This is a genomic window from Singulisphaera rosea (assembly GCF_054877945.1).
Genome location: NZ_JBTYIP020000003.1, coordinates 352,857 through 375,065 on the forward strand (window position 1 = coordinate 352,857; position 22,209 = coordinate 375,065).

Below are 22,209 nucleotides of genomic sequence, written 5' to 3' on the forward strand. Positions count from 1 at the left end.
GAGGGACGCCTGGTGCTAACTCAAGAAGACTTCTTACCAGCCCGAAGCGCAACCGAGTGAATCTTCCTAAAATCAAGAAAGATTCACTCGGTTGCGCTTCGGGCTGGTAAGAGAAATGCGACGCGAACGTCAACCGCGCCGGGTAGTCACGGCGTCTTGAGGTGCGGAGCCTCTCGATGCAGCTCTCCCCAGACCGAGGCGAACCACATTAACCCCGCTCGCCGCTGGCCGATCTCCGAGAAATGCTGGCGACTGCCGATAGGCCCGCGGTTCTCCCCGTCGAGGATGTCGGTATCCGGCCCTCGGCGAAAGCCGGGAAGGCCCCAAAGCTGGCCGATCGCGGAGCGGATCACCCCCTCCTGGGCCGGGTCATTGTAGACCGTCGGGTGCAAGGTCGACTTGGCCAGGAGCCAGGGGGGCTCGAAACCCCAGTCCTGCGCCAAAGCCTCGCGGATCTTCTTGATGTTCGCGACGTAGGTCTCGGCCGAGACCCTCTCGATGACGTCCGACTCCCCCTGCTGCCAGAGGACCGCGCGGAATCGGCCGGCGGCCTTCCCCGCCTCCTCGAGCCGCTTGTACAAGGGCGTCCCCGGGAGCCACTGGCGTGACGAGGTCCCACCGACCGCGACGTTGACGAACCCGATCGGCACGCGAACCATCGGGAGGAGGGCATTCCCGAAAGGCGGCCAGATCGTCCCCCCGTTGTTCATCGCGGGCTGAGGGTCGTTCGCGACCCCCCACGTCCCCTTCGCCACATCGAGCGCCACGACACGTCCCCGGGGATCTTCGACGCGCAGATGAGCATCATTGGCCCCCTCGGCGTACGACTGCCCCGCGATCACGAAAACCTCGCCGACCCCGATCGGCTCGACGGCTGCGGTCTCCGTCACTTGCCCCTCTTTGAGCCAGCGGAGTTCGAGGCGATACCATCCCCCGGCAGGGACGCGTGCCTGCGCCTGAAGCGTCTTTGGCGGGTCTTGCCGCACGGCCAACTCCGCCCAGTCGGTCCCTCGCCCGAAAGCACCCTCGAGCCGCACGACACGGTACTCGCATCTCGATGGGATCGGCCCTGGCACGTCGATCGTGATCGGCACGAGACCAAATCCGAGTTGAGGGCCTCCCGGCTCGTGCTCGTGGGCGTGCTCCGGGACGAAACCTTGCCGCTGGACGACCTGATAGGGGACCGGCACGTTAATCCGCGGGCGCGCCCCGCCCGCCGGATCCTGGCCTCGGGCCGCGGCCCCATACGCCAACAACAAGACGACCGCCGACGCCCGTTCCATCAACTCCTCATTTCCTCGAAAGAGTGCTCGACACACTGTGACGACGGTCTCCGAAACCCGGCAGTATCTTCAAGATCGGATTTCGGAAACCGTGGACGTCGAAACGGGTCATCCCGAGCAGACCCGGCTGATCGAGCACCGGGCAGGGTGGGCACGGCCCACCGGGCCTTCCGTAATATCGTCGGGCAATGCCCACCCTACGAATTCCTTACGCACCACACCGATGACTCCGATGGGTGGCACGGGTTGTTCCAACCAGTGCCACTCAATCCAAATCCATGGCATTTAAACCAAAAGACCTTTAATGATTTTTCCATGTACGTCCGTCAGCCGAAAATCGCGACCCTGGTAGCGATAAGTCAGGCGTTCGTGGTCGATGCCCAGGCAGTGGAGCATCGTGGCGTGGAGGTCATGGATGTGGACGGGGTCGGAGACGACGTTGTAGCCGTAGTCATCCGTCGACCCGTGGACGATACCGGGCTTGACTCCGCCGCCGGCCATCCACATGGAGAAGCACCGCCCGTGGTGGTCGCGGCCGTAGTCGGCCAACTGGCCCCCCTGGCCGTACACGGTGCGGCCGAACTCGCCGCCCCAGATGACGAGGGTCTCGTCGAGGAGTCCGCGCCGTTTGAGGTCGGAAATCAAAGCGGCCTGGGGCTGGTCGATGTCGCGGCATTGCTTGGGGATGTTCGTGGGCAGGCCGCCGTGGTTGTCCCACCCTCGGTGGTAGAGTTGGACGAACCGGACCCCGCGCTCCACCAAACGTCTGGCGAGCAGGCAGTTCGCGGCAAAACTCCCCGGCGTGCGCGACTCGGGGCCGTAGAGCTCGAACGTCGAGGCCGACTCGCGGGACAGGTCGGTCAGCTCGGGGACGGACGCCTGCATCCGGAAGGCCATCTCGTATTGCGAGGTGCGGGTCTCGATCTCGGGGTCGCCGTCCTGTTCAAAAGCCTGGTGATTGAGCCGGGCGAGGCCGTCGAGCATGGACCGGCGGAGCTTGCGGTCGATCCCGGGCGGGTCGGAGAGGTAGAGGACCGCGTCGCGGCCGCCCCGGAGCTTGACGCCCTGATGGCTCGTCGGCAGGAAGCCGCTGCCCCAGAGCCGGTCGAGGAGCCCCTGGTTCGCGTCCTGGCCGCTGCCGTGCGAGATCATCACGACGAAGGCAGGAAGGTCCTGCGTCTCGCTCCCGAGGCCGTAGCTCAGCCATGAGCCGATCGAGGGGCGGCCGGGCTGCTGCGAACCGGTCTGGAGGAAGGTGATCGCCGGGTCGTGGTTGATCGCCTCGGTATGGACCGAGCGAACGATGCAGAGGTCGTCGACAACCCGCGCCGTATTGGGCAAGAGTTCGCTGATCCAGGCTCCCGAGGCCCCATGCCGGGCGAACTTGAACTTCGGGGCGATCACGGGGAAGCTCTTCTGCCCCGAGGTCATCCCCGTCAGGCGCTGGCCTTTGCGGATCGAGTCCGGCAGCTCGCTGCCGTGCAACCTCGCAAGCTCCGGCTTGTAATCCAAGAGCTCGAGCTGCGAAGGCCCCCCCGACTGGAACAGGTAGATTACCCGCTTCGCCTTCGGCGCGAAGTGGGGTAGAGCATCCGTCGCCGCTCGTGCCTCGCCCCGGAGCAATGAGGCGAGCGCGAACGAACCGATGGCGCCGGAGGCTCCCCGGAAGAAATCGCGGCGCGAGGCACCCGGCAGATGTCCGGAATTCGGTCCCATCGATTCACCTCTTGCTGATCACTTCATCCAGGTTCAGGATCGTGCTGCACACCACCGCCCAGGCGGCGAGCTCGGCCGGATCGGCCTTCGGGTCGCGCGGGGAGTCGCCGACCGACAGCAGCGCCTCGGCGGCCGCCTTGTCGTCGCGATAGCGGCCGAGGACCTCGCGATAGACGTCGTTGAGGATCGCCCGCTCCTCGAGGCGAGGCGGCCGGCACGCCGCGAGGCGGAACGCGAGCGTGAGACGTCCTTCGGCATCAGCCTCGGCTCCGAGCACTCGCTCGGCCACCTTGCGGGCGGCCTCGAAGTAGGTCGGGTCGTTCATCAGGATCAGGGCCTGGAGCGGCGTGTTCGTCCGCCCCCGGCGCACGACGCAAACCTCACGGTTGGTCGCGTCGAAGTTCGTCAGGGCCGGCGGAGGACACGTTCGCTTCCAGAACGTGTACATGCTGCGCCGGTAGAGGTTGGGCCCACGCTCGGGGACATACTTCGCCTTGCGCTCGACGGAGACGTCCTCCCAGAGCCCTTCGGGTTGATACGGCTTGACGCTCGGGCCGCCGACCTGGCCCGTCAAAAGTCCGCTGACGGCCAGGGCGTTGTCACGCACGGTCTCGGCCGGCAGGCGGAACCGGGGGCCTCGGGCGAGGAGCCGGTTTTCGGGGTCGCGCTCGAGCTGCTCTGCGGTCGCCCGCGACGTTTGGCGGTACGTCGCCGAGGTCACGACCAGGCGCTGGAATGCCTTGACGTCCCAGCCGGTGCGGATGAGCTCGGTGGCGAGGTAGTCGAGGAGTTCCGGGTGACTGGGCAGCTCGCCCATCGCGCCGAAGTCCTCGGCGGTCCTCACGAGCCCCAAGCCGAAATACATCTGCCACCAACGGTTGACGGCCACCCGTGCGGTCAGCGGGTTCGCCGGTTCGACGAGCCAACGGGCCAAGCCAAGCCGGTTGCGAGGCGTGCCACGGGGCAGGGGGGGGAGCGAGGAGGGGACATCCGGCTCGACCTTCTCGCCCGGCTGGTCATACGCCCCTCGCTTGAGGATGAACGTGTCGCGGGGCTTCGCGAGGTCGCGCATGACCATCGTGATCGGCAGGGCCTTGTCGAGCTCTTCCTTGCGTTTGAGGCTCTCCGCACGCAGGCCCCGGACCTGCGCATAGTCGGTGTCGAGGAGCTCGAGGTAGAGGCGGCCGAGACGAGTGCGTTGCTCCGGAGTCCGCCGGTCGGCCGGGACCGCCAGGGCATCGCCGGTGAGGACCGGTGCCTTCCCGGTAGCGAGCGCAACGGCGTTTTCCTCGCCGAGTGCCTCGCCGAACCAACGGAAGTCGTCGATCGCCCCCGAGAACGGCAGGCTCGTCTGGCGAAGCCCCAGGCGCAAGGGCTGGGCGGTCGCGATCGAACCGTTGAGGGTGTCGCTGTTGACGTCGAACGGGGCGGCCTTGCCGTCGAGGTAGAGCTTCAAGCCCGTCGACTTCCTCGACCCGTCGTAGGTAATGAGCACGTGTCGCCAGACCTTGGGCGTCAGTGCCTCTTTCGACGTGACCTTGAGCCCGTTCTCGGGCCAGTGGTGGACCAGGTGGCAGACGACATGGCCGCCGTCCAGCAGCAGGTCATATCCGCGGGCCCCGGCCCCCTCGTCCATCCTCGAGGCGATCGCCATCGTCCCCGTCGCATCGGGGCGGACCCAGGCGGACATCGAGAACGGGGCGGTGCCGTCGGTCGCCCCCTTGTCGCCGAGGTCGACGTACGACCCGCCGGCGAATTCGATTGCCCCCGCAATCTCCCCGGCCGCGAAACGAGGAGTCCCGACGACCTTGCCCGGCCGATCGGGGTTCGCCTCGTCCTTGATCGACGCGCCGGAGGTCTCATCGAGCGAGGCATGGACGCGAAGTCCCCGTTGTTTGAGGCGGTCCAGGTCGGCCGGAGTCGCCCCCTTCTCCCAGCCTTCGAACGCGGCCGGGGCCCGCGCCTCGAGCGTCCCGAGGCGACCATCGAGTTCCTTCCGTTCGGCCTCGAGCGCGGCCAGGGCCTTCGTTTGAGGGTTCGATGGGACCTTCACGAACGGCTCGATCGCGACGTTGCCGCCGTAGCCCCCCTGGACCTCGTCGAGGCTGTTGAAGAAGCCGTAGAACTCGTAATACTCGCGCTGGGAGATCGGGTCATACTTGTGGTCGTGGCACCGGGCGCATTGCATCGAGAGGCCGAGGAAGACGGTGGCGGTGGCGTGGACTCGGTCGGCCACGTACTCGACGCGGTACTCCTCGGGGATGATCCCCCCTTCGGTGTTGTGCCCCTGGTTCCGGTGGAACCCCGAGGCCACCTTCTGCTCGAGAGTGGGGGCGGGGAGGAGGTCGCCGGCGAGCTGTTCGATGAGGAATTGGTCATACGGCTGGTTGCGCTCGAAGGACGCGATCACCCAGTCGCGCCAGGGCCACATCATCCGGTCTTCGTCGTTGTTGTAGCCGTTGGTGTCGGCATATCGGGCGGCGTCGAGCCAGGCCATCGCCATCCGCTCGGCGTATCGCGGCGAGGCGAGGAGGCGATCGACCGCGCGCTCATAGGCTTCGCTCGAGGTGTCTGCGAGGTACGCGTCTTGATCCTCCAGGGTCGGCGGCAACCCCGTCAGGTCGAGCGAGACGCGTCGGAGCAGGGTGAGCCGGTCGGCCTCGGGCGACGGGGCCAGGCCGGCCTTCTCGAGCCGATCGCGGACGAAGCGGTCGATGGGGTTCCTCACCCCGGTTTGGTCGCGGAGGGCAGGGGCCTCCGGCCGGCTCGGGGCGGAGAAGGCCCAGTGTTGGCGATACTCGGCCCCTTGCGCGATCCAGTCGCGGAGGAGACGCCTCTGCCGATCATCGAGGACCTTCTTCGCCTGAGGCGGAGGCATCCGCTCCTCGTCGTCGTCCGAGTCGATCCGCTCGACCAAGGTGCTGGCGTCGACGACGCCGGGGACGATCGCATGCCGGGCGATGGCATCCTCGCGGCGGTCGAGTCGCAGCTTCGCCTTTCGGGCCGCCTCGTCGGGCCCGTGGCAACTCCAGCAGTGCTCGGCGAGGATCGGCCGGACGTCCCGGGCGAAGTCGACTTTTGGGGCCGGCTCGGCGGCCGAGGCGAATGTCCCCAGGGCCAGGACCAGGGCCAGTATGGGCAACGACTGATGTGCCGCGTGCCCGAAGCAGAGCCGGTCCGATGATCTCATCTCAACAAGTCCCATCGTCGTGACCTCGGCAGGGGCAGATCGTCGTTCGTCGGCCCTCGAGAGGATGCAGAACACGCTCGAATTGCATTCATCAGCATTTGTAGGGTGGGCACCGCCCACCAGCCTTTCCCGATGACGGCGGGCAACACCCACCCTACAAAGGCTCATGGCACCCCCGTGTTGACTGAGACACCCTGGGGTTGGTGCCCGACTTCGACGTTGGAGAATCCGGGATCTCGTTGAGGGTATAGACGCCGGTGTCGTGGACGAGAGGCTCGCCGTCGGCCGACCGGGCCCCTGGGGCGGCGATCCGATAGACGCGGTCCTTGACGAGCGACCCGGTGGCCAGTTCGACGCTCAGCCGATCGGGCGCGAGGACGACCCCATCGACCGAAACCGCCGTGCGATCCAGCTCGGGAGATCCATAAGAGCCGGTATATTCGTAGCGATAGCGTTCCAGCCGATACGACTTCGGGTCATCCGCCACTTGGGCCTCGACCGGCTTGGTAAAGACGAGGCGGAAGCCGCCGGGGAGGGCGTGGATCGACCGGATTTCGAAGGGGGTCGTCCCGTTGAAATCGATCCGGAAGACGGCCCCGCGATCGGGCTGGGCCATCCAGCCGGGCTCGGTGATCCCGCCGACGTAAAGAGGCCCTTTCGGGTCGAACGCGAGGCTCACCGGACCGAGGAGGCCCTTGCCCCAGAACGGGAAGCACGCCCCTTGGTATTGGCCCTTGATCATCTCGACATTCGCCCGCACGATCGCCCCGCCGAACATCAGCTCGGCCAGGAAGAACTGACCGTCGAACGGCCCGAACCGGCCGCCGGTCCGGTCGAAGGCGACTCCGTTGACGGAGTGGGCCCAACTGTAGGGAATCCAGACCGCCGGCTTCGCGAGCGGCCGACTGGCGTGCTGCGTCTGGGCAGGGTTGGGGAAGCCGAAGAACCGGCCCTCGACGACGTGCGTGAGCTTGTTCGCGGCGACCCACTCTCCCTGGTTGTCGGTGTAAAAGACCTCCCCGCCCGGCCCGGTCGTCCAGCCCAGGGGATTGCGGAGCCCGAACGCGACCTCCTCGGGGCCTCGGCCGGGGACGAGCCGCAGGACGCCACCAGACCCCGGCATCGTCGTGTTCGCATAGGGGGCATAGCTGAGGATGAATCGGCCTTCGCGGTCGCGGACCAGTCCATAGGCATAATCATAGGTATCCGCGACGCCATGCGGCAGCGGCTCGACCCGGTCGAACCGGTCGGCCAGGCCGTCGCCGTCCGAGTCCGTGACGCGGGTCAGGTTGCGGCGATGCAGGACGTTCAGGCCGTCGGCCTCGGCGAGCATCGCGAAGTTGTCCTGGAAGAGCCCCCGTGCGTAGTTCTTGAAGCGGAGAGAGCCCGCCTCGCCCCGGGGCCCCTCGACCGCGAACAACTCGCCGGTCTTGAGCGAGGAGACGAAGAGCGTCCCGACGCGGGGGTCGACCGCCATCGCGGCGGGCATGATCCGGTCCTCGCCCGACTCCAGCTTGGGCCTCGGGAATGCCACCGCCCGGTAACCGGGCCGTTCCAGGGAACCGACCTCGGGGTCGGAGATCTCGCGCGGCTTGCCCTCCCAGAGGGCGGCGACGCGGGCCGCCGGGAGCTCGTAACGCAAGGTCGCGACCGCCTTCCCCGCGGGGTCGGGGGTCAGGCGAACGGAGACAATGTCGCCTTCGGTCCGCGACTCGGCCGCGCCGGTCGAGGCCTCGACCGTCAGCCCTTGCGGCGAGCCTGGTTTCGAGCGGACGACGAGCGACGCCCCCTTCGGGATCCCGTCGAGCCGGAGCTCGCGAGCCAGATGGCTTCCCGCATCGCCACGGAGGACCCGAAGCGTCTCGCGGACCTCGACGTCGCCGGCCTTGAACCGGGCCTTGTACCGGAGCAGGGCCCCGTCGGCGAGGCGGTCGTACCCGTGGAGGACCTTTGATTCCGTCGCCTGGGTCTCGGCGGGGGCGACGGCGAGCTGCAACGCGGGCCCACCCGGGAAGGCGAGGCCGGCCGAGGTCCCGTCGGCGAGATACTGGCGCGTCCGACCTTGCGAATGGCGGAGGATCCGGCCGCCGACAAACGCGGCGACCGGGCTGCTCGAGGCCAGGTCGTAGACCACGAGGTCGTGCGAGGCGGTGAGCACGCAGAGCGACTCGACGGTCGTCCCATCCGGCAAGCGGACCGGGACCTGGGCGACCAGCGGCCCTTCGCCGGCCGATGGGCCCGCGATTGGCAGGGGAGGCGGGGCCTTGGGCGCGGGGGCCTTTTTCCCGAGGGAGAAGTAACGCCAGAGGGCCTCCTTCTGCCGGGCGGCGTCGCCGTCCAAAACGTTGGCCAATGTCGCCTTCTGCCCTCGGGGGAAGATCGTCGGCATCGGGGTGCCGGGGAACGCCCGGCCGGGATCCTCGACGAAGCGGTCGAACCAGTCGCGGCGGACTCGGCCGACCACGCGGGTCAGGTCCGGGCCGATCGCGCCCGGGTCGGGCTGGGACAGTTGCTTGCCGTCCCAGACGTGGCAAGAGATGCAGCCGTACCCCTGCGGCCCGACCAGCTCGGGGCCCGCGAGCGTGGCGAGCGTCGGGTCGTCGGCCGGGCGGAGCGGCGGGACGGCTTCGTTGGGGAGCTCGCCGTCGGCCTCAGCAACGGCCCGGACGAGCTCGTCGGCCGCCGGGCCGAAGGCCGGCATCCGGTACGTGTAGTTGGCCGGACGAAGCCCGGCGACTCCTTCGCGGACGGTGTCGGCAAGGTAATCGTCCTCGAGCTTCCGGTGCGGGTTCGTCAGCCGGGGGACGCGCTGATACGGGATCGTTTCGAGATACCCCGCGCCGAGCGATCGACCCGCGATCTCGAGCGGAGCTGGCCGGTCGCTATCGCGTTGATGGCATTTGACGCACCCTGCCCGCGCAAGTGCCCCCTGCCGAGCCGCGAACGGCGAGGAGTGGATATCTCGCGAGGCTACCCCGAGGTAGGCGGTAAGAGCCTCGCGGGTCGCATCGTCGACTTGGAATTTCGGCGATTTACCCTTCCCGGCGAGGCAACCGGCCTTTGCGTCGGCGTGGAGCGGGAGGTCCTTCGGGATCGTCGGCCCGAGCCCGGTGTGGCAGGAGGTACAGCCGACCTCGGCCATCAGCGCATTGGCAACGGCCGAAGCCTTGCCCCCTCCGGAGACGCCCAGGCGTCGACCCACATCGCGAATCTCGTCGGACGTCGGGGCTTTCTCCTGGGACGCCTTTGACGACGACGTGGGCGACCAGAGGAGGAGATACGCCGCAATGTCCCGAGCCACGTCGGGCGCCACGGGAAGGCGAGGCATCCGCCCGTCGGGGAAACGGCCCAGGGGGTTGCCCAGGAAGGTCGCGATGTCGTCCTCGCCCATCCGATCGCCGAGACCGTCGAACGCGACGCGTCCCATGTCCGCCTGGCCGACGCGGTCCTGCTCGGAGACGAAATGGCAAGCCACGCACCCGAGCGAAAGGAAGGAGATCCGCCCCGCCCGGTGATCACCCTTTGCCACCTCAGCCTTCCGACCACCGGGCGCGTGGCCGAGGGCATCGGCCACGATCCAGCGCTCGACATAGCCCGTCCGCCCTTCCCCGAAGAGTTCCGGCATCCGGGACCCATGCCGAACTTTCGAGGGAGCTTCGAGCCAGCGGAGGATCCAATCCCGGTCGAGACGTCGCGACGCATCGGCCAGCGAAGGCCCCGGCGGCGGGTCATCGACGCCGGGGAAGGCCCCCCGGTGGCAACGCACGCATCCCAGGCGTCCGACGGCTTCACGACCGGCCGTGGCCTTCAGGTCGTGGGCCAACTCCGGGGACTCCGCGTCGGCAAGGTGCGTGAGCCTCCATGCCGGCAAGGGCTCCCTCGCGAACGTCGGTCCCTCCCAAAAAAGCTGGACCCTCGCGGGAACTCCTTCGAGGGATCGATAGCGGATCGCCAGCCGAGAGAGCCCGGGCTTGAGGTTTGGCGCCTCCCCATCGAAGCGGCTCGTGTCCGACGTCCCGGTACCTTTGAGGACAACCTGCCCGTCGAGTTGGATCTCCAACTCGCCCCCGACGAACGCAGAGAACCGGATCGGCCCCGGATCCTGGACCTGGAGGACGCCCCCCCAGACGACCTCGAACGGCCCGGGCGGGAGCCGAGGGTGCGGGCTCGACGTCCCGAGCGTGAACGCCGGCTTCGGGTCGACCCGTCGGACGACTTCCGGAACACCGGGATCGAGGGAGCGATAGGTCGCGACCAGGCCCGGCCTCAGGTCCTCGGGGTCGACGTCGAGCGGACCCTCGGCCCGGGCTAACGCCAGGGATGGGGCCAAGAGCAGGAGCCCCAGGATCAAGGCCCAGCACGCTCGCAAGGGGTCCGGCCATCTCCGAGGCTGCCCCGAAAGCCGCGTCTCGAAACCCGGTTTTTTCTTCAAAACCGGGTTTCTGCGCCATGAGGCGAGGATTTCCCGCGAGGGAATGTCGACGTCGAGCGGGCCAGAAACCCGGTTTTTAAGAAGAAACCGGGTTTCGAGACAAACACTCGCGGGCTCGCCGATCTCGCCGGGGGTGTCCCTGATCGCCTCGTGAGTCTCGACCGGACGCATGACCATCGATGAAACTCCGTCGGAGCGGTCGAGACCGAGGGGGCCGAGGCGATCCCAGGCTTCCCGCCGATCAGGCCAGGATCTCCATGATCGGTCGTCCCCCTTGAGAAATCGAGAGAGGACGCCCGGTCCGGTCGACGACCGACATTTCGGGGTCGATCCCCAGGCAGTGGTAGATCGTGGCGCAGAGGTCGGCGGGACGGACGGGGAGATCTTTGACGTAGGCCGCCTGCCCGTCGGAGGCCCCGTAGACCGTGCCTCCTCGGATCCCGGCGCCGGCCAGTGTCACGCTGTAGCAGTACGTCCAGTGGTCTCGGCCGGCGGCACCGTTGATCTTCGGCGTTCGACCCATCTCGCTCATCACCACGACGAGCGTCTCGTCGAGCAGCCCGCGCACCTCGAGGTCTTCGAGTAAGGCCGAATACGCCATGTCGAAGTACGGCAGGTTGTATTCCTTCATGATCGCGAAGTTCCGCCCGTGCGTGTCCCAGCCGTCGTGCTGGAGCTTGAGCCGCTCCCAGTAGACGTCCCAGGTCACGTTCACGAACCGGACCCCGGCCTCCACCAGCCGACGGGCGATCAGGGCGCTGTTGCCGAAGAGCGTGCGCCCATAGCGGTCGATCAGCTTGGGGTCGAGCTTCGACAGGTCGAAGGCCTCGCGGGACTGCGTCGACGTCAGTAGGTCGAACGCCCGGCGCTGGCTGCGGTCGTACTGGTCGTAGGCCGCCTGCGTCCCGGGCCGAATAAGCCGATCCTCGATCTGCCCGAGCAACCCCCGGCGACGGTCGAGCCGGTCGATCGTGATCCCCGCCCCCTCGTTCGAGCTCGGGATCTGCGGCACACCCCGGAGCACCTGGGGGTACCACGGCTTTTCTTCGGGAGTACCGGGCTCGAGGTAGGGGTTACACTCGGTGAAGAGCGGGTCGTACCGCTTCCCGAGGAACCCCGCATACGGCCCGGGCCTCCGAATCGACTGCCCCCACCCGAGGTAGCACGGCAGGAACATGTAGTCGGGCAAGGGACGATTGCCTTCCCTCAAGTACTCGCAGACCGAGCCCATGCTCGGCGGGTACGTCTCGCTCGTGGAGACGATGTCGGGGGGGATCGTCTCCCACCCCGTGTAACTCGGGAGCGGGTTGTGGCAACCTCCCCGATGCGTCATCGACCGCACGACCGCCAGCTTCTCCGCCCAGCGCGACATCCTCGGCAAGTGCTCGCAGATATCCAGCCCCGGGACCTTCGTCGCGACCGGCCGGAACTCCCCGCGCACCTCCGCGGGCGCGTCCGGCTTCATGTCGACCATGTCCTGCGTCGCGGCCCCGCCGAGCAGGTAGAGCACGATGACGCTCTTCGCCTTCCCCGGCCGAGCCGTCCCCGCCGCCTCCGCCCGGAACAAATCCGGCATCCCGATCCCCAGCCCCGCCCCAAACGCCAGGGCCCCGGCACGCAACGCCTCCCGCCGGGTCACCCCGTCGCAGCACCGTTTGGGACTGCCAAGCATCGTGATCATCGCTCGAACCCCTTAAGGAGGAGAGGTGGGATTCACAGGTCTCCGACCCAGTCGTGCGAGCCAGTCTAACGGACGCACCCCTTTTGTTCAACAATTGATTGCCAACGGCTCAACCGCGTGAGCCACGCGTCAACTCCCGCAGCAAGTGTGGCCCTAGAGCGGTTGGCGGTCGACTTGCACACGGGCTTTGTCACGTCGGTGTGCCCTCTCCCTGCCTGATCCCGCGGGGCGGGAGTGCCCCGCATTTTCGGGCCATACATCTGTCAACCGTTCTAATCTCCGATATTTCGAGCGGGGGGTGCTCCGGGCCCGGAGTGCTCGCGATTTTCGACAAGGGCGACAACAAACGTCGACGAATCCTTAATCTCCTTGGGCGGGTTACAATGCTCGGGAACTCGGAATCGTTTGGGAAATCGCCCATCACCAAAATGCGAGTCCTGGTCCGCATGCCTCAACCGCGCGAGGTCACCGATGGCTTCCATTCGCGCTCGTCGCGGTTCGACACGACGCATTGGTCGAACGTCCTGACGGCGCGGGACGCGTCCTCGCCGGCTTCGGCAGAGGCGATGGAGCAGCTCTGCCGCACCTATTGGTATCCGCTGTATGCGTACGTGAGGCGAGGGGGGCGGAACTCGCACGATGCGCAGGATCTCACGCAGGAGTTCTTCTCGAGGCTGCTGGAAAAGGGATATCTCCATGCGGCGGCGGCGGAAAAAGGCCGCTTCCGCACCTTCCTGCTCGTCGCGCTCCAGCGATTCCTCGCCAATGAGTGGGACCGAGCCCGGACACTCAAGCGGGGAGGCAACCGCATCCACGTCCCGTTGGATGCCTCGGAGGCCGAGAGTCGCTATCAGACGGAGCCCTCGGACGCCATGACCCCGGAGCGGATCTTCGAGCGGCGTTGGGCCGTCACGGTGTTGGAGCAAACGCTGGTGCGGCTCCGCGCCGAGTACGAACGGCTGCAGAGGCTACCCGAATTCGAGCGTCTCAAGGAATTCCTGACCGCGGAGCGGGGCACGATCCCCTATGGCGAAGTCGCCTCGACGCTCGGCGTCAGCGCCGTCGCGGCGAGGGCCGCCGTCCACCGACTCCGCAAACGATATCGCGAGCTCTTCCGCGAGCAGATCGCCCAGACGATCTCCAGCCCGGACGACCTGGAGGACGAGCTGCGTTATGTGGTGGCCGCGCTCCGCGGCGGCTAGAGATCCGAACAGACTCGTCAACATTCCTAGATAATTTTCTAGAAATGATCGGTGAACCATGACCGCAACCACCTCGCCCCATCCGGACTGCCCTCGCTGCGGCACCAAAGTGGCTGCGGATGCGCCCGAGGGCCTCTGCGTCCGCTGTCTGGCCAATCTGAACTTCACGGCGGACAGCATCCTGACCGGGGCGGACGTGCCGCGATCGGAACCCCTCTCGAGGGAAGAGATCGCGCCGCATTTCCCGCAGCTCGAGGTCCTGGCCTGCCTGGGGCGCGGCGGCATGGGGGTGGTCTACAAGGCCCGGCAGAAATCGCTCGACCGGCTCGTCGCCCTCAAAATCCTCGCCCCCGAGCGGGAGAAGGATCCGCAATTCGCCGAGCGCTTCGCCCGAGAGGCCCAGGCGCTCGCGAGATTGAGCCACCCGCATATCGTCACGGTCTACGACTTCGGTCGGGCCAACGGGCTGTTTTACCTGCTGATGGAGTATGTCGACGGCGTGAACTTGCGCCAGCTCCTCCGTTCGCGCCGGCTCGAGTCGAAGGAGGCTTTGGCCATCGTGCCGCCGATCTGCGAAGCCCTGCAGTACGCGCACGATCATGCCGTCGTCCACCGCGACATCAAGCCGGAGAACCTGCTCATCGACAAGGCCGGCCGGGTCAAGATCGCCGACTTCGGCATCGCCAAGCTGCTGGGCGGCGACAGGACGCATGACGAAGAGCAAGGGGTCGGCACCCCGCGATACATGGCGCCGGAACAGCACGCGACCCCCCGGGCGGCCGACCATCGCGCCGACATCTACTCCCTCGGCGTGGTCCTCTTCGAGATGCTGACCGGCGAGCTGCCCGCGAGGCCGTTCGAGCCCCCGTCGCGCAAGGTCCAGATCGACGTACGGCTCGACGAGATCGTCCTGCGTGCGCTCAACCGCGAACCGGAGCTCCGGTTCCAAAACGCCGAACACATGAAGACGGCGGTGGAGACGTTGACGAAGATCGCGAGGGAAACGCCGCCGCCGGCCGCGAGAGTCCATCGATTCGAGACCTCGAACGTCCGACGTACTTCTTTCTTGCGTGTGGTGTTGCCGATCGCGATCATTCCGGCTGCATGGCTCCTGGCCGCCTCGATGGGACTCCTGGATCCGTTCCGGGTCCGTTTCTCGGGCGAATCCCCCGAGGCGCGAAAATTGAAGTTCGCCGAAATCGCCAGCCGAGGCGCCGAAGCCTTCAGGAGGGCGGATTACGATCAAGCCATCGTGGCCTTCGACGAGCTGATTCGGATCGACCCGAATCACTCGGAGGCCCACAGATGGCGGGGCGATGCCTCCCTGAACAAATACGAGTTCGATAAAGCCATCCACGAATATAATGCCGCAATTCGTCTCAATCCGAAGAACGGCATGGCCTACAGCGGTCGCGCGATCGTCTCGGTCGCACTGGGGGAGTTTGCCGTCGCGATCGCCACGTTCGACGAGGCGGTCCGACTCAACCCCCGGATCGCGAACCTGCCCGTGTACAAACGCCACAGGATGATCGCCGAGTCGGCGTCGATGCCCCGAGGACCTCGCAATCCGAAATTCGCCGAAATCGCCAGGCGCGGGTTGGATGCATTCCAGAGGACGGAGTACGCGCGGGCCATCGTCGCCTTCGACGAGTTGATCCGGATCGCTCCGGATCACCCCGAGGCCCACAGGTGGCGGGGCGACGCTTACTTGAACACACAGGAACTCGACCAGGCGCGAGACGACTATGACGAGGCCATCCGCCTCGATCCGAGAAACGGCATGGCCTATTACGGCCGGGGCGCCGTCTCGATCCGGAGGGGCGAATACGACAAGGCGATCGCATCCTTCGATGAAGCGATCCGGACCGATCCGACGATTGCCAACACTCCTTACTACAAACGCTCCAGGCTCGTCGCCGATTTGCTCCGACCGAGGCCCCGGAATCCGAAGTTCGACGAAGCGGCGGGGCGTGGCCTGCTCGCGTTCAAGCGGGGGGAATACGATCAGGCCATCATCGCCTTTGATGAGTTGATCCGAATCGCCCCGAATCACTCGGAGGCCCACAGGTGGAGGGGCGACGCCTCCTTGAACAAGTACGAGTTCGATCGGGCGTTGTACGAATACGACGAAGCTATCCGCCTCGATCCGAGCAACAGCATGGCCCATCGCGGCAGGCGAGCCGCCTCGATCAAGTCGGGGGAATTCGACGAATCGATCGCCTCCTTCGACGAGCCGACCAGGCTCGACCCGCGGATCGCCGACACACCAACTTACCAACGCGACCGCGCCTTCGCCGAAAGCCCTTGGGCCGTGGGAATCCTGGTCGTCGTCCCGCTGCTCGCCTTCGGCATCTGGCTCGGCTTCGCCTTCGCCAAGTGGCCCGCCTTGCGACACAGGAAACCCCGGCCCGAGATGGATTTCTGACGGTCGGGGCGTGAACGTTCGGCATCGTGGTCTCAGCCAACACAGGAGCTGTCCCGAGAGAAGGCGAATTCATCCGCAGATGACGCAGATTGACGCAGTTGAAATTTTTGAATATTTTTCAAATTATCTGCGTCAATCTGCGGATCGTCCTAAGGCCTTCCCTTCCTGTTCAGAGGGGGGAGGTGCCGCACCCGGAGGCCCCGAGGATGGCCCGATCGCTCTCTCTCGTCGGCGTGTTCTTATGGCTCCTCGGGGTCGTCGCCGGAGCCGGGGCGGCCGAACCGCCCCGCGTCGAGTTCACGACGATGGTCGCCCACTGGGCCGAGTACGGAGACCCGGCCTATCTCAAGTTCATCCAGGAAGCCCGGCCGGAGGTCGCGCAGGTCGGGTTCTACGGGGCGCATTTCTGGAGCCTCGGCCACACGCCCCAGTACAACGGCTACCCCGCCCATTTCCCGGTCCGCGGGCTGAACGAACTCGGCGACTGGTTCGAGGACCTCAATCGCAAGCTCCACGCGAGTGGCACGAAGGTCGTCGGCCACTTCAACGTCGAGTTCCTCGTCGGCGACCCCGACGGCCCCGGCGGACCGACCGGTTTCTTCAAGTTCTACCGAGACCTCTGGGACGAGAAGGTGCTCGGCCCCAAGCCGGTCGCCGATCCCTTGAGCCTGCTCGAGAAGAACGCGGACGGGACGCCGATCAAAGATCGCAACTATTCTATTGGGGGCATGAACGAACACTGGGCCTGCCTCCGCAACCCTGCCTGGCAAACCGTCCTCAAAGCCTGGGTCGCGCATGGAATTCGTCGAGGTGTGGACGGCTTCATCATCAACTACTTCTATCGCCACAACTGTCTCTGCGAGCACTGCCAGGCCGGGTTCAAGCGATACTTGCGCGAGCGGTTCGACCCGAAGCGACTCCGCGAGTCGTTCGGGATCGATGACCTCGACGCGCACAAGTTCTCGGAGATCGTCTCCTGGCACGACGCCTCAAAAACGTCTCCGCTCCGGCTGGAGATGCTCCGATTCTCCCAGGTCTCGAACAAAGCAGTCTTTGATGACGTGTTCGTCCGTCATGGGCGATCTCTCAAGCCCGACCTGATGGTCGCGCAGTGGAATCACCTGGGGAATCTCTCCCAGATCGACGGCGACGAGCGTTGCCTCCTCCCCGCGGACCTCTGGGGACGTGACGAATCCTACCTGTGGTACAGCACCGGATCGTCGGCCTATTACACCGACCTGAAATCCCATTTCCTCGGCGACGCCACCTTGCAGGCCCGCTACATCCGAGGCGCCTTCGACGACCGACCCTTCACGCTTGGCAAATACGAATCGACGCGGATCCGCACCGCCATCGCCGAGCTCGCGGCCAACGGCGGCGCCCCGATGGGTTTCTACACGTCCTTTACCGACCCGCTCGCCCGCGCCGAGATCACGCGCTACTACGGTTTCCTCCGCCTCCACGACCGGATCTACCGGGCCAACCGCCCCCACGGCGAAGTCGCCTTGCTGTTCCCCCGCCGCGACGTCCACCGGGGCAAGGTCGCCGGGGTCGAGGCGTTCCGCAAACTCGGCCAGGCCCTCCTCGACGCCCACATCCTCTTCGACGTCTGGCCCGACGACCTCTTCGACGCGGATCGGCGCGTCAAATACACCCGGGTGGTCACGGTCGAGACGCCCCTCGACGGCGTCCTAGCGACCCTCCCCGACACTCGCAGCCGGTTCCAGGCCCCGTACTCCGTCCGCGTCTCCGCGAGCCGGCCTTCCCACACCGCCGGCGAGATCGACCTCCACTTCGTGAACTACAACCGCGACGAACCCGCCCCCCGCGCCGACGGCCAGCCCAACGCCGGCGCCGGGATCGCCGACGAAAAGCCCCTGGCCGTGTCCGGGGTCACGGCCGACGTCCCCCTCCCGGCCGGAGCCACCCTGCGGTCGGTCCGGTTCCTCACGCCCGAACACACCGAAGGACGTCTCATCGATGCGAAGACGGTCGAGGGCCGTGTCCGCCTCGAAATCCCCGAGTTTCTCGTTTACGGCGTCGCCCGCATCGAATACCAGCCGGCGGACTGAGCCTCGATCCATGGGCCTCGCCAACCAGAAATCAACTTTTCAACATCTCCTTTTTCATCAAACAAGAAGATCCCCCCGGTAGGCGGGGCAAGAGTGCCCCCGCCTATAGCCTCGGCTCCCGCAGGAAGAGCGGGGCAAGAGTGCCCCGCCTGCCGGGGGGGGCGGGAATCCATGCGGCCTTGCACGCCTATCAAAACAAACCAATATATATAACAAAACAGTTTATTATATCATATATTAATTACAAAATAGATACTTTGCACGATATTCAGGACCTCTCTAAAGGTCCCACACGACTGGACCCAAGTCGTCCACTTACGTCCTAATCTCGCATCCCGCTTTTCACCAAATCGCCCCCTCCTTACCCCCGATCCCCCGTTCCAAAGGCGAAGCTTCGCCTCGAGCCAGCCGGCATGGGAGGCGAAGCCGTCAGAAATCCGTTCGCGAAAAACCTTGACAACTCAGCTTTGCAATACAAAGCTAAGATCACTTTGCATCGCAAACCGAAGATCAACCTTCCCCCTCGTTCTCGGGTAGCATCGAGGGGCAATTGGCCCAGGGATGGCACGCCTTTTACCCCGAAGTCGACGTGTCAATCGCGTCCGGGAATCGGGGCTCACCTATTCTTGGCCGTGCAAAGTGGAGGGCGATACGATGTCCGATTTGACCGTCGGGAGCCCGACGTTCCGTGGATCGTCGGCCGTCGACCGCGAAGGGTCTCGCCCTTTCCGGATCGATATCATCGTCGTCTATGTGCAACGCTATCGTCATGGCCACGAGGCCCACTTCGTGCCGCCGATCACGGGCATCCACCTGGCGGCCTTGACGCCGCCAGGTTATGAGGTCCGCGTGTGTCACCAGCAGGTCGATCCGATCGACTTCGATAGCCGGGCGGATCTCGTCGCGATCTCGTTCTTCAGCGGGTTCGCCCCCGAGGCCTACCGCCTCGCTCGCGAGTTCAGGAAGCGCGGCAAGCGAGTCGTGGCGGGCGGGCCACATTCCACCTTCGCGCCGGAGGAGGTGCTGACCTACTTCGACAGCGTCGTGATCGGCGAGGCGGAATCATGCTGGGCCGAGCTCCTGGCCGACGCCGAGGAGGGCCGGCTCCTCGAACGGTATCAAGGCCGCGCCCTTCCCCTGGACGACGTCCCGACGCCCCGCTACGACCTGCTCCCGTCGACGTTCTTCGTCCAGCGAGTCGTCCAGGCCACGCGAGGGTGTCCGTTCACATGTTCTTTCTGCACGGTCCCGACCCTCAACCCAGGTTTCCGCACCCGCCCGATCGCCCGGGTGATTGACGACATCAAGTACGACCGATTCCGCCACTGGTGGCAGCGCAAGATCGTCTGGTTCTGGGACGACAACCTGACGATCAAGCGACCCTACATCAAGCGCCTGCTCGAAGCCATGATCCCCCTGCGCAAGTGGTGGTTGACCCAGGCGAGCATGGACATCGCCGAAGACCCAGCCCTCCTCGACCTGATGGAGCGGTCGGGCTGCATCGGGATTTTCTTCGGGATCGAGTCCTTCGGGGTCGAGTCGTTGAAGGACGCCCACAAGCCTCAGAACAAGGTCCACTCGTACCGTGCTCGGATCCGCAAGCTGCACGACAAGGGCATTTGCGTCATGGCGGGATTCATCGCCGGGTTCGACGGGGACACGCCCGAGACGATCGTCGCGATGGCCAAGCAACTCTACGACTCGGGCGTCGACGTCCCGTTCCTGAGCATCCTGACCCCCTATCGAGGCACCCCCGCCTACGCCAAGATGGCGGCCGAGGGGAGGATCCTGTCCGGCCGTGGCTGGGAGTTCTACAACGGATACAACGTGTCATTCCGGCCGAACCAGATGTCGCCGGAGCAGTTGCTCTGGGCGCACCGTGCCCTCTGGCGCGAGGCCTTTTCGCTCAAGTATTCCTTCCTCAGAATCGTCAGGTCCTTCGGCCGGCTCCGCCTCGGCGCCTTCTTGATGTGCGCAATGATGAACGCCTTCTACTGCCTGAAACGGCTCAAAGGGAACGAGCCCGTGTCCTTCGAGGCACAAACTCCTTATCAAGAGTTCACGCACTTGATCGACGAGGCGACCCAGACGGTCGTGGAACCGGTCCATCTGGCCCCGTGACGGCAGGGGGGCGCTCCCACCTTGGCCGCGGCAGGATTTGCCGCCGTCCTGTTCGTGCTCGTCCCCCGCGAGACCTCGGCGGCCTTCGGCCTCGCCGACGTCGAACGCCAGGTCACGACGGCCCGGACCGTGACTTATACCACGACGACTCGCATCAACGACGACCCGCAACGGTCGATGAAAATCCTGAGGTCGGGCCCGCACCTGATCCGTATCGAGTACGACGGGGGATACACGGTCACCGACCTCAAGGCGCTGCGGTTGATGACCGTCCGCAACTTCGAGAAGTCCGTCGAATTCCAGTCGCTCCCGGAGTCCAAAGCCGGTCCCTTCGATTTCTATCAGAAGCTAACGGACATCGCCAAGGACCCGACCGAAGTCCTCCCCAGACGTGAGGTGGATGGCAAACCGGCGGTCGGATTCGTGGGCAACTGGCACGGCTATGAGGTCACGGTCCGGGCCGATCCCCAGTCCAGACGGCCGGTCCGTTTCGAGGAGACCCGAAAAGCCGACAAGGTCGCGTTCGAGGTCGTCACGAAAGAGATCGTCTTCGACCGACCCCTCGATGAGTCTCTGTCCCAGATGACCCCGCCTGAAGGCTTCAAGGAGGGTCCTTGGCCGTTCAAGGTTACGCTCGACGTGACGCCACTCGCGCCTCTGCCCACCGACCGGGCCCTCGCGTCTCCAGAGGTCATCCCCCTCGTTGGGATCGGCCCGGCACGGTTCGGCATGACGAAAGATGAGGTCATCAAAGTCCTCGGCAAGCCGGATCGCGAATTCGTCCAGGGGAAGAGCACCTACCAATCTTACGACTCACGCGGATTCGAGCTCTCCATCGCCCCGTCGGGTCGCCCGGCTCCCGGCCTCGATCGCGTCTCCTGCGTCCGCACGACGGATGACCTTTCCCACGAGCTCCGCCCCTTCCAGGGAAAGACCGACCAGGGCCTCGGCCTGGGGGCCACCCGGGCCGAGATCCTCAAGGCCTACGGCCCCCCCGACCATGAGGCGGAGCCGCCCCCGCAAGCGGCCGACGCCGGTGCCGCCGCAATACCCTCGGGGCACGCGACGGATCTCACCTACCGGAGACTCGGGTTGAGCTTCACCCTGATCAAGGACCAGACCACACGGATCACGGTATCCATCCCTCGGCCGGCGCCTGCCACCGACGAATAACCGACGTCTCGCGACCTACCGGCCTCGACGCCTCGACCCCGGCCGATCCGCGAGGGACGAAAGGTTGCCTGAGATGGCCCAGGGCCCGAGCTTTGCAAGGACCAGAGTCACGGCAAGGTTTGTCAACCGCTCCCGGCCCGTCTTTGGTCGAACCCATGATCCACGATATCTCGAAGAGTACGCGCACTCTGGTCATTTCCTACCTGGGCGTCCGACGTGCCATCGGCACCGTCGGGCTGATCTTGCCCATCCTGCTCGGCCCCGTGGGCTGGCTCGTCTTCGGGATCGACATCCAGGAGAACATGAGCAGCTATTATCACACCGCATTGCGTGACGTGTTCGTGGGTGCGATGTGTACCATCGGGGTCTTCTTGTTCTGCTACCGAGGATACGACTGGATCGAAAGCTGGACCGCGAACTTCGGCTGTCTCTCGGCGCTGGGCGTCGCGTTCTTCCCGCTCGATGCCGGGAGCGACCCGTTGCATCAGAGGTCCGTTGTCGGATATCTCCACACGGTCAGCGGGGGGGTGTTCTTCCTGACGCTGGCCTTTTATTCCTTGTATCACTTCCCCAGTTCCAAGGCGGAGACGTGCGAGCCGGCCCCGCACGAGGGGGAGCGCAATTTCGTCTATCGCACCAGCGGCGTCGTGATCCTGCTCAGCCTCGTCGGGATGGGGACCTACCTCTTCCTACTCCCCGCGGAATGGCAGCGTCGTCTCAATGACTACCACTTCTTGTTCTGGGGCGAGTGGGTCGCCGTCTGGGCCTTCGCGGCCGCATGGCTCACCAAGGGCCGTGCCATCTTCGCCGACATCGCCGTCGACCTGATGGCGTTGCCAAGCCAGATCCTACGAAAACAATAGCAGCTTCACATAAAAACACAAATCGAAATCAGGCCAGGCCCTCTCTTAAGG

The 22,209-nt window shown here is 65.7% G+C and carries 11 protein-coding genes; 6 read left to right on the forward strand and 5 right to left on the reverse strand.

What is annotated here, in order from left to right:
- Window positions 1-146: 146 nt before the first annotated feature.
- The 5 genes from ACYOEI_RS07735 to ACYOEI_RS07755 all read right to left on the reverse strand — a co-directional run bounded on the left by ACYOEI_RS07735 (window position 147) and on the right by ACYOEI_RS07755 (window position 12,302).
- Window positions 147-1,283 (reverse strand): sialate O-acetylesterase, encoded by a 1,137-nt coding sequence (locus ACYOEI_RS07735; protein WP_462848803.1) that lies wholly within the window; start codon window positions 1,281-1,283, stop codon window positions 147-149.
- A 285-nt stretch (window positions 1,284-1,568) separates the two neighbouring features.
- Window positions 1,569-2,999, reverse strand: coding sequence for a DUF1501 domain-containing protein (locus ACYOEI_RS07740; protein WP_462848804.1), 1,431 nt, complete (start codon window positions 2,997-2,999; stop codon window positions 1,569-1,571).
- 4 nt (window positions 3,000-3,003) lie between these two features.
- The gene (locus ACYOEI_RS07745) at window positions 3,004-6,189 is read right to left on the reverse strand and encodes a DUF1553 domain-containing protein (protein WP_462848805.1); all 3,186 of its coding nucleotides are present in this window, start codon (window positions 6,187-6,189) and stop codon (window positions 3,004-3,006) included.
- A gap of 154 nt (window positions 6,190-6,343) precedes the next feature.
- Window positions 6,344-10,558, reverse strand: coding sequence for a hypothetical protein (locus tag ACYOEI_RS07750; protein WP_462848806.1), 4,215 nt, complete (start codon window positions 10,556-10,558; stop codon window positions 6,344-6,346).
- Between the two features lie 304 nt (window positions 10,559-10,862).
- Window positions 10,863-12,302 carry a DUF1501 domain-containing protein gene (locus ACYOEI_RS07755; RefSeq protein WP_462848807.1) on the reverse strand — a complete coding sequence of 480 codons (1,440 nt, stop codon included), beginning with the start codon at window positions 12,300-12,302 and terminating at the stop codon, window positions 10,863-10,865.
- A 446-nt stretch (window positions 12,303-12,748) separates the two neighbouring features.
- Between ACYOEI_RS07755 and ACYOEI_RS07760 the strand changes: the two genes are divergently transcribed.
- The 6 genes from ACYOEI_RS07760 to ACYOEI_RS07785 all read left to right on the forward strand — a co-directional run bounded on the left by ACYOEI_RS07760 (window position 12,749) and on the right by ACYOEI_RS07785 (window position 22,158).
- Entirely contained in the window at window positions 12,749-13,504 is a 756-nt protein-coding gene (locus ACYOEI_RS07760) for an RNA polymerase sigma factor (protein ID WP_462848808.1), read from the forward strand.
- Between the two features lie 58 nt (window positions 13,505-13,562).
- The gene (locus tag ACYOEI_RS07765; protein ID WP_462848810.1) at window positions 13,563-15,929 is read left to right on the forward strand and encodes a protein kinase domain-containing protein; all 2,367 of its coding nucleotides are present in this window, start codon (window positions 13,563-13,565) and stop codon (window positions 15,927-15,929) included.
- Window positions 15,930-16,135: 206 nt separating this feature from the next.
- Window positions 16,136-18,001 carry a hypothetical protein gene (locus ACYOEI_RS07770; RefSeq protein WP_462848811.1) on the forward strand — a complete coding sequence of 622 codons (1,866 nt, stop codon included), beginning with the start codon at window positions 16,136-16,138 and terminating at the stop codon, window positions 17,999-18,001.
- 654 nt (window positions 18,002-18,655) lie between these two features.
- The gene (locus ACYOEI_RS07775) at window positions 18,656-20,122 is read left to right on the forward strand and encodes a B12-binding domain-containing radical SAM protein (RefSeq protein WP_462848812.1); all 1,467 of its coding nucleotides are present in this window, start codon (window positions 18,656-18,658) and stop codon (window positions 20,120-20,122) included.
- A gap of 21 nt (window positions 20,123-20,143) precedes the next feature.
- Complete coding sequence (locus tag ACYOEI_RS07780; protein ID WP_462848813.1) at window positions 20,144-21,295, forward strand: hypothetical protein; 1,152 nt, start codon at window positions 20,144-20,146, stop codon at window positions 21,293-21,295.
- Window positions 21,296-21,450: 155 nt separating this feature from the next.
- Window positions 21,451-22,158, forward strand: coding sequence for a hypothetical protein (locus tag ACYOEI_RS07785; RefSeq protein ID WP_462848814.1), 708 nt, complete (start codon window positions 21,451-21,453; stop codon window positions 22,156-22,158).
- The last annotated feature ends 51 nt before the right edge of the window (window positions 22,159-22,209 follow it).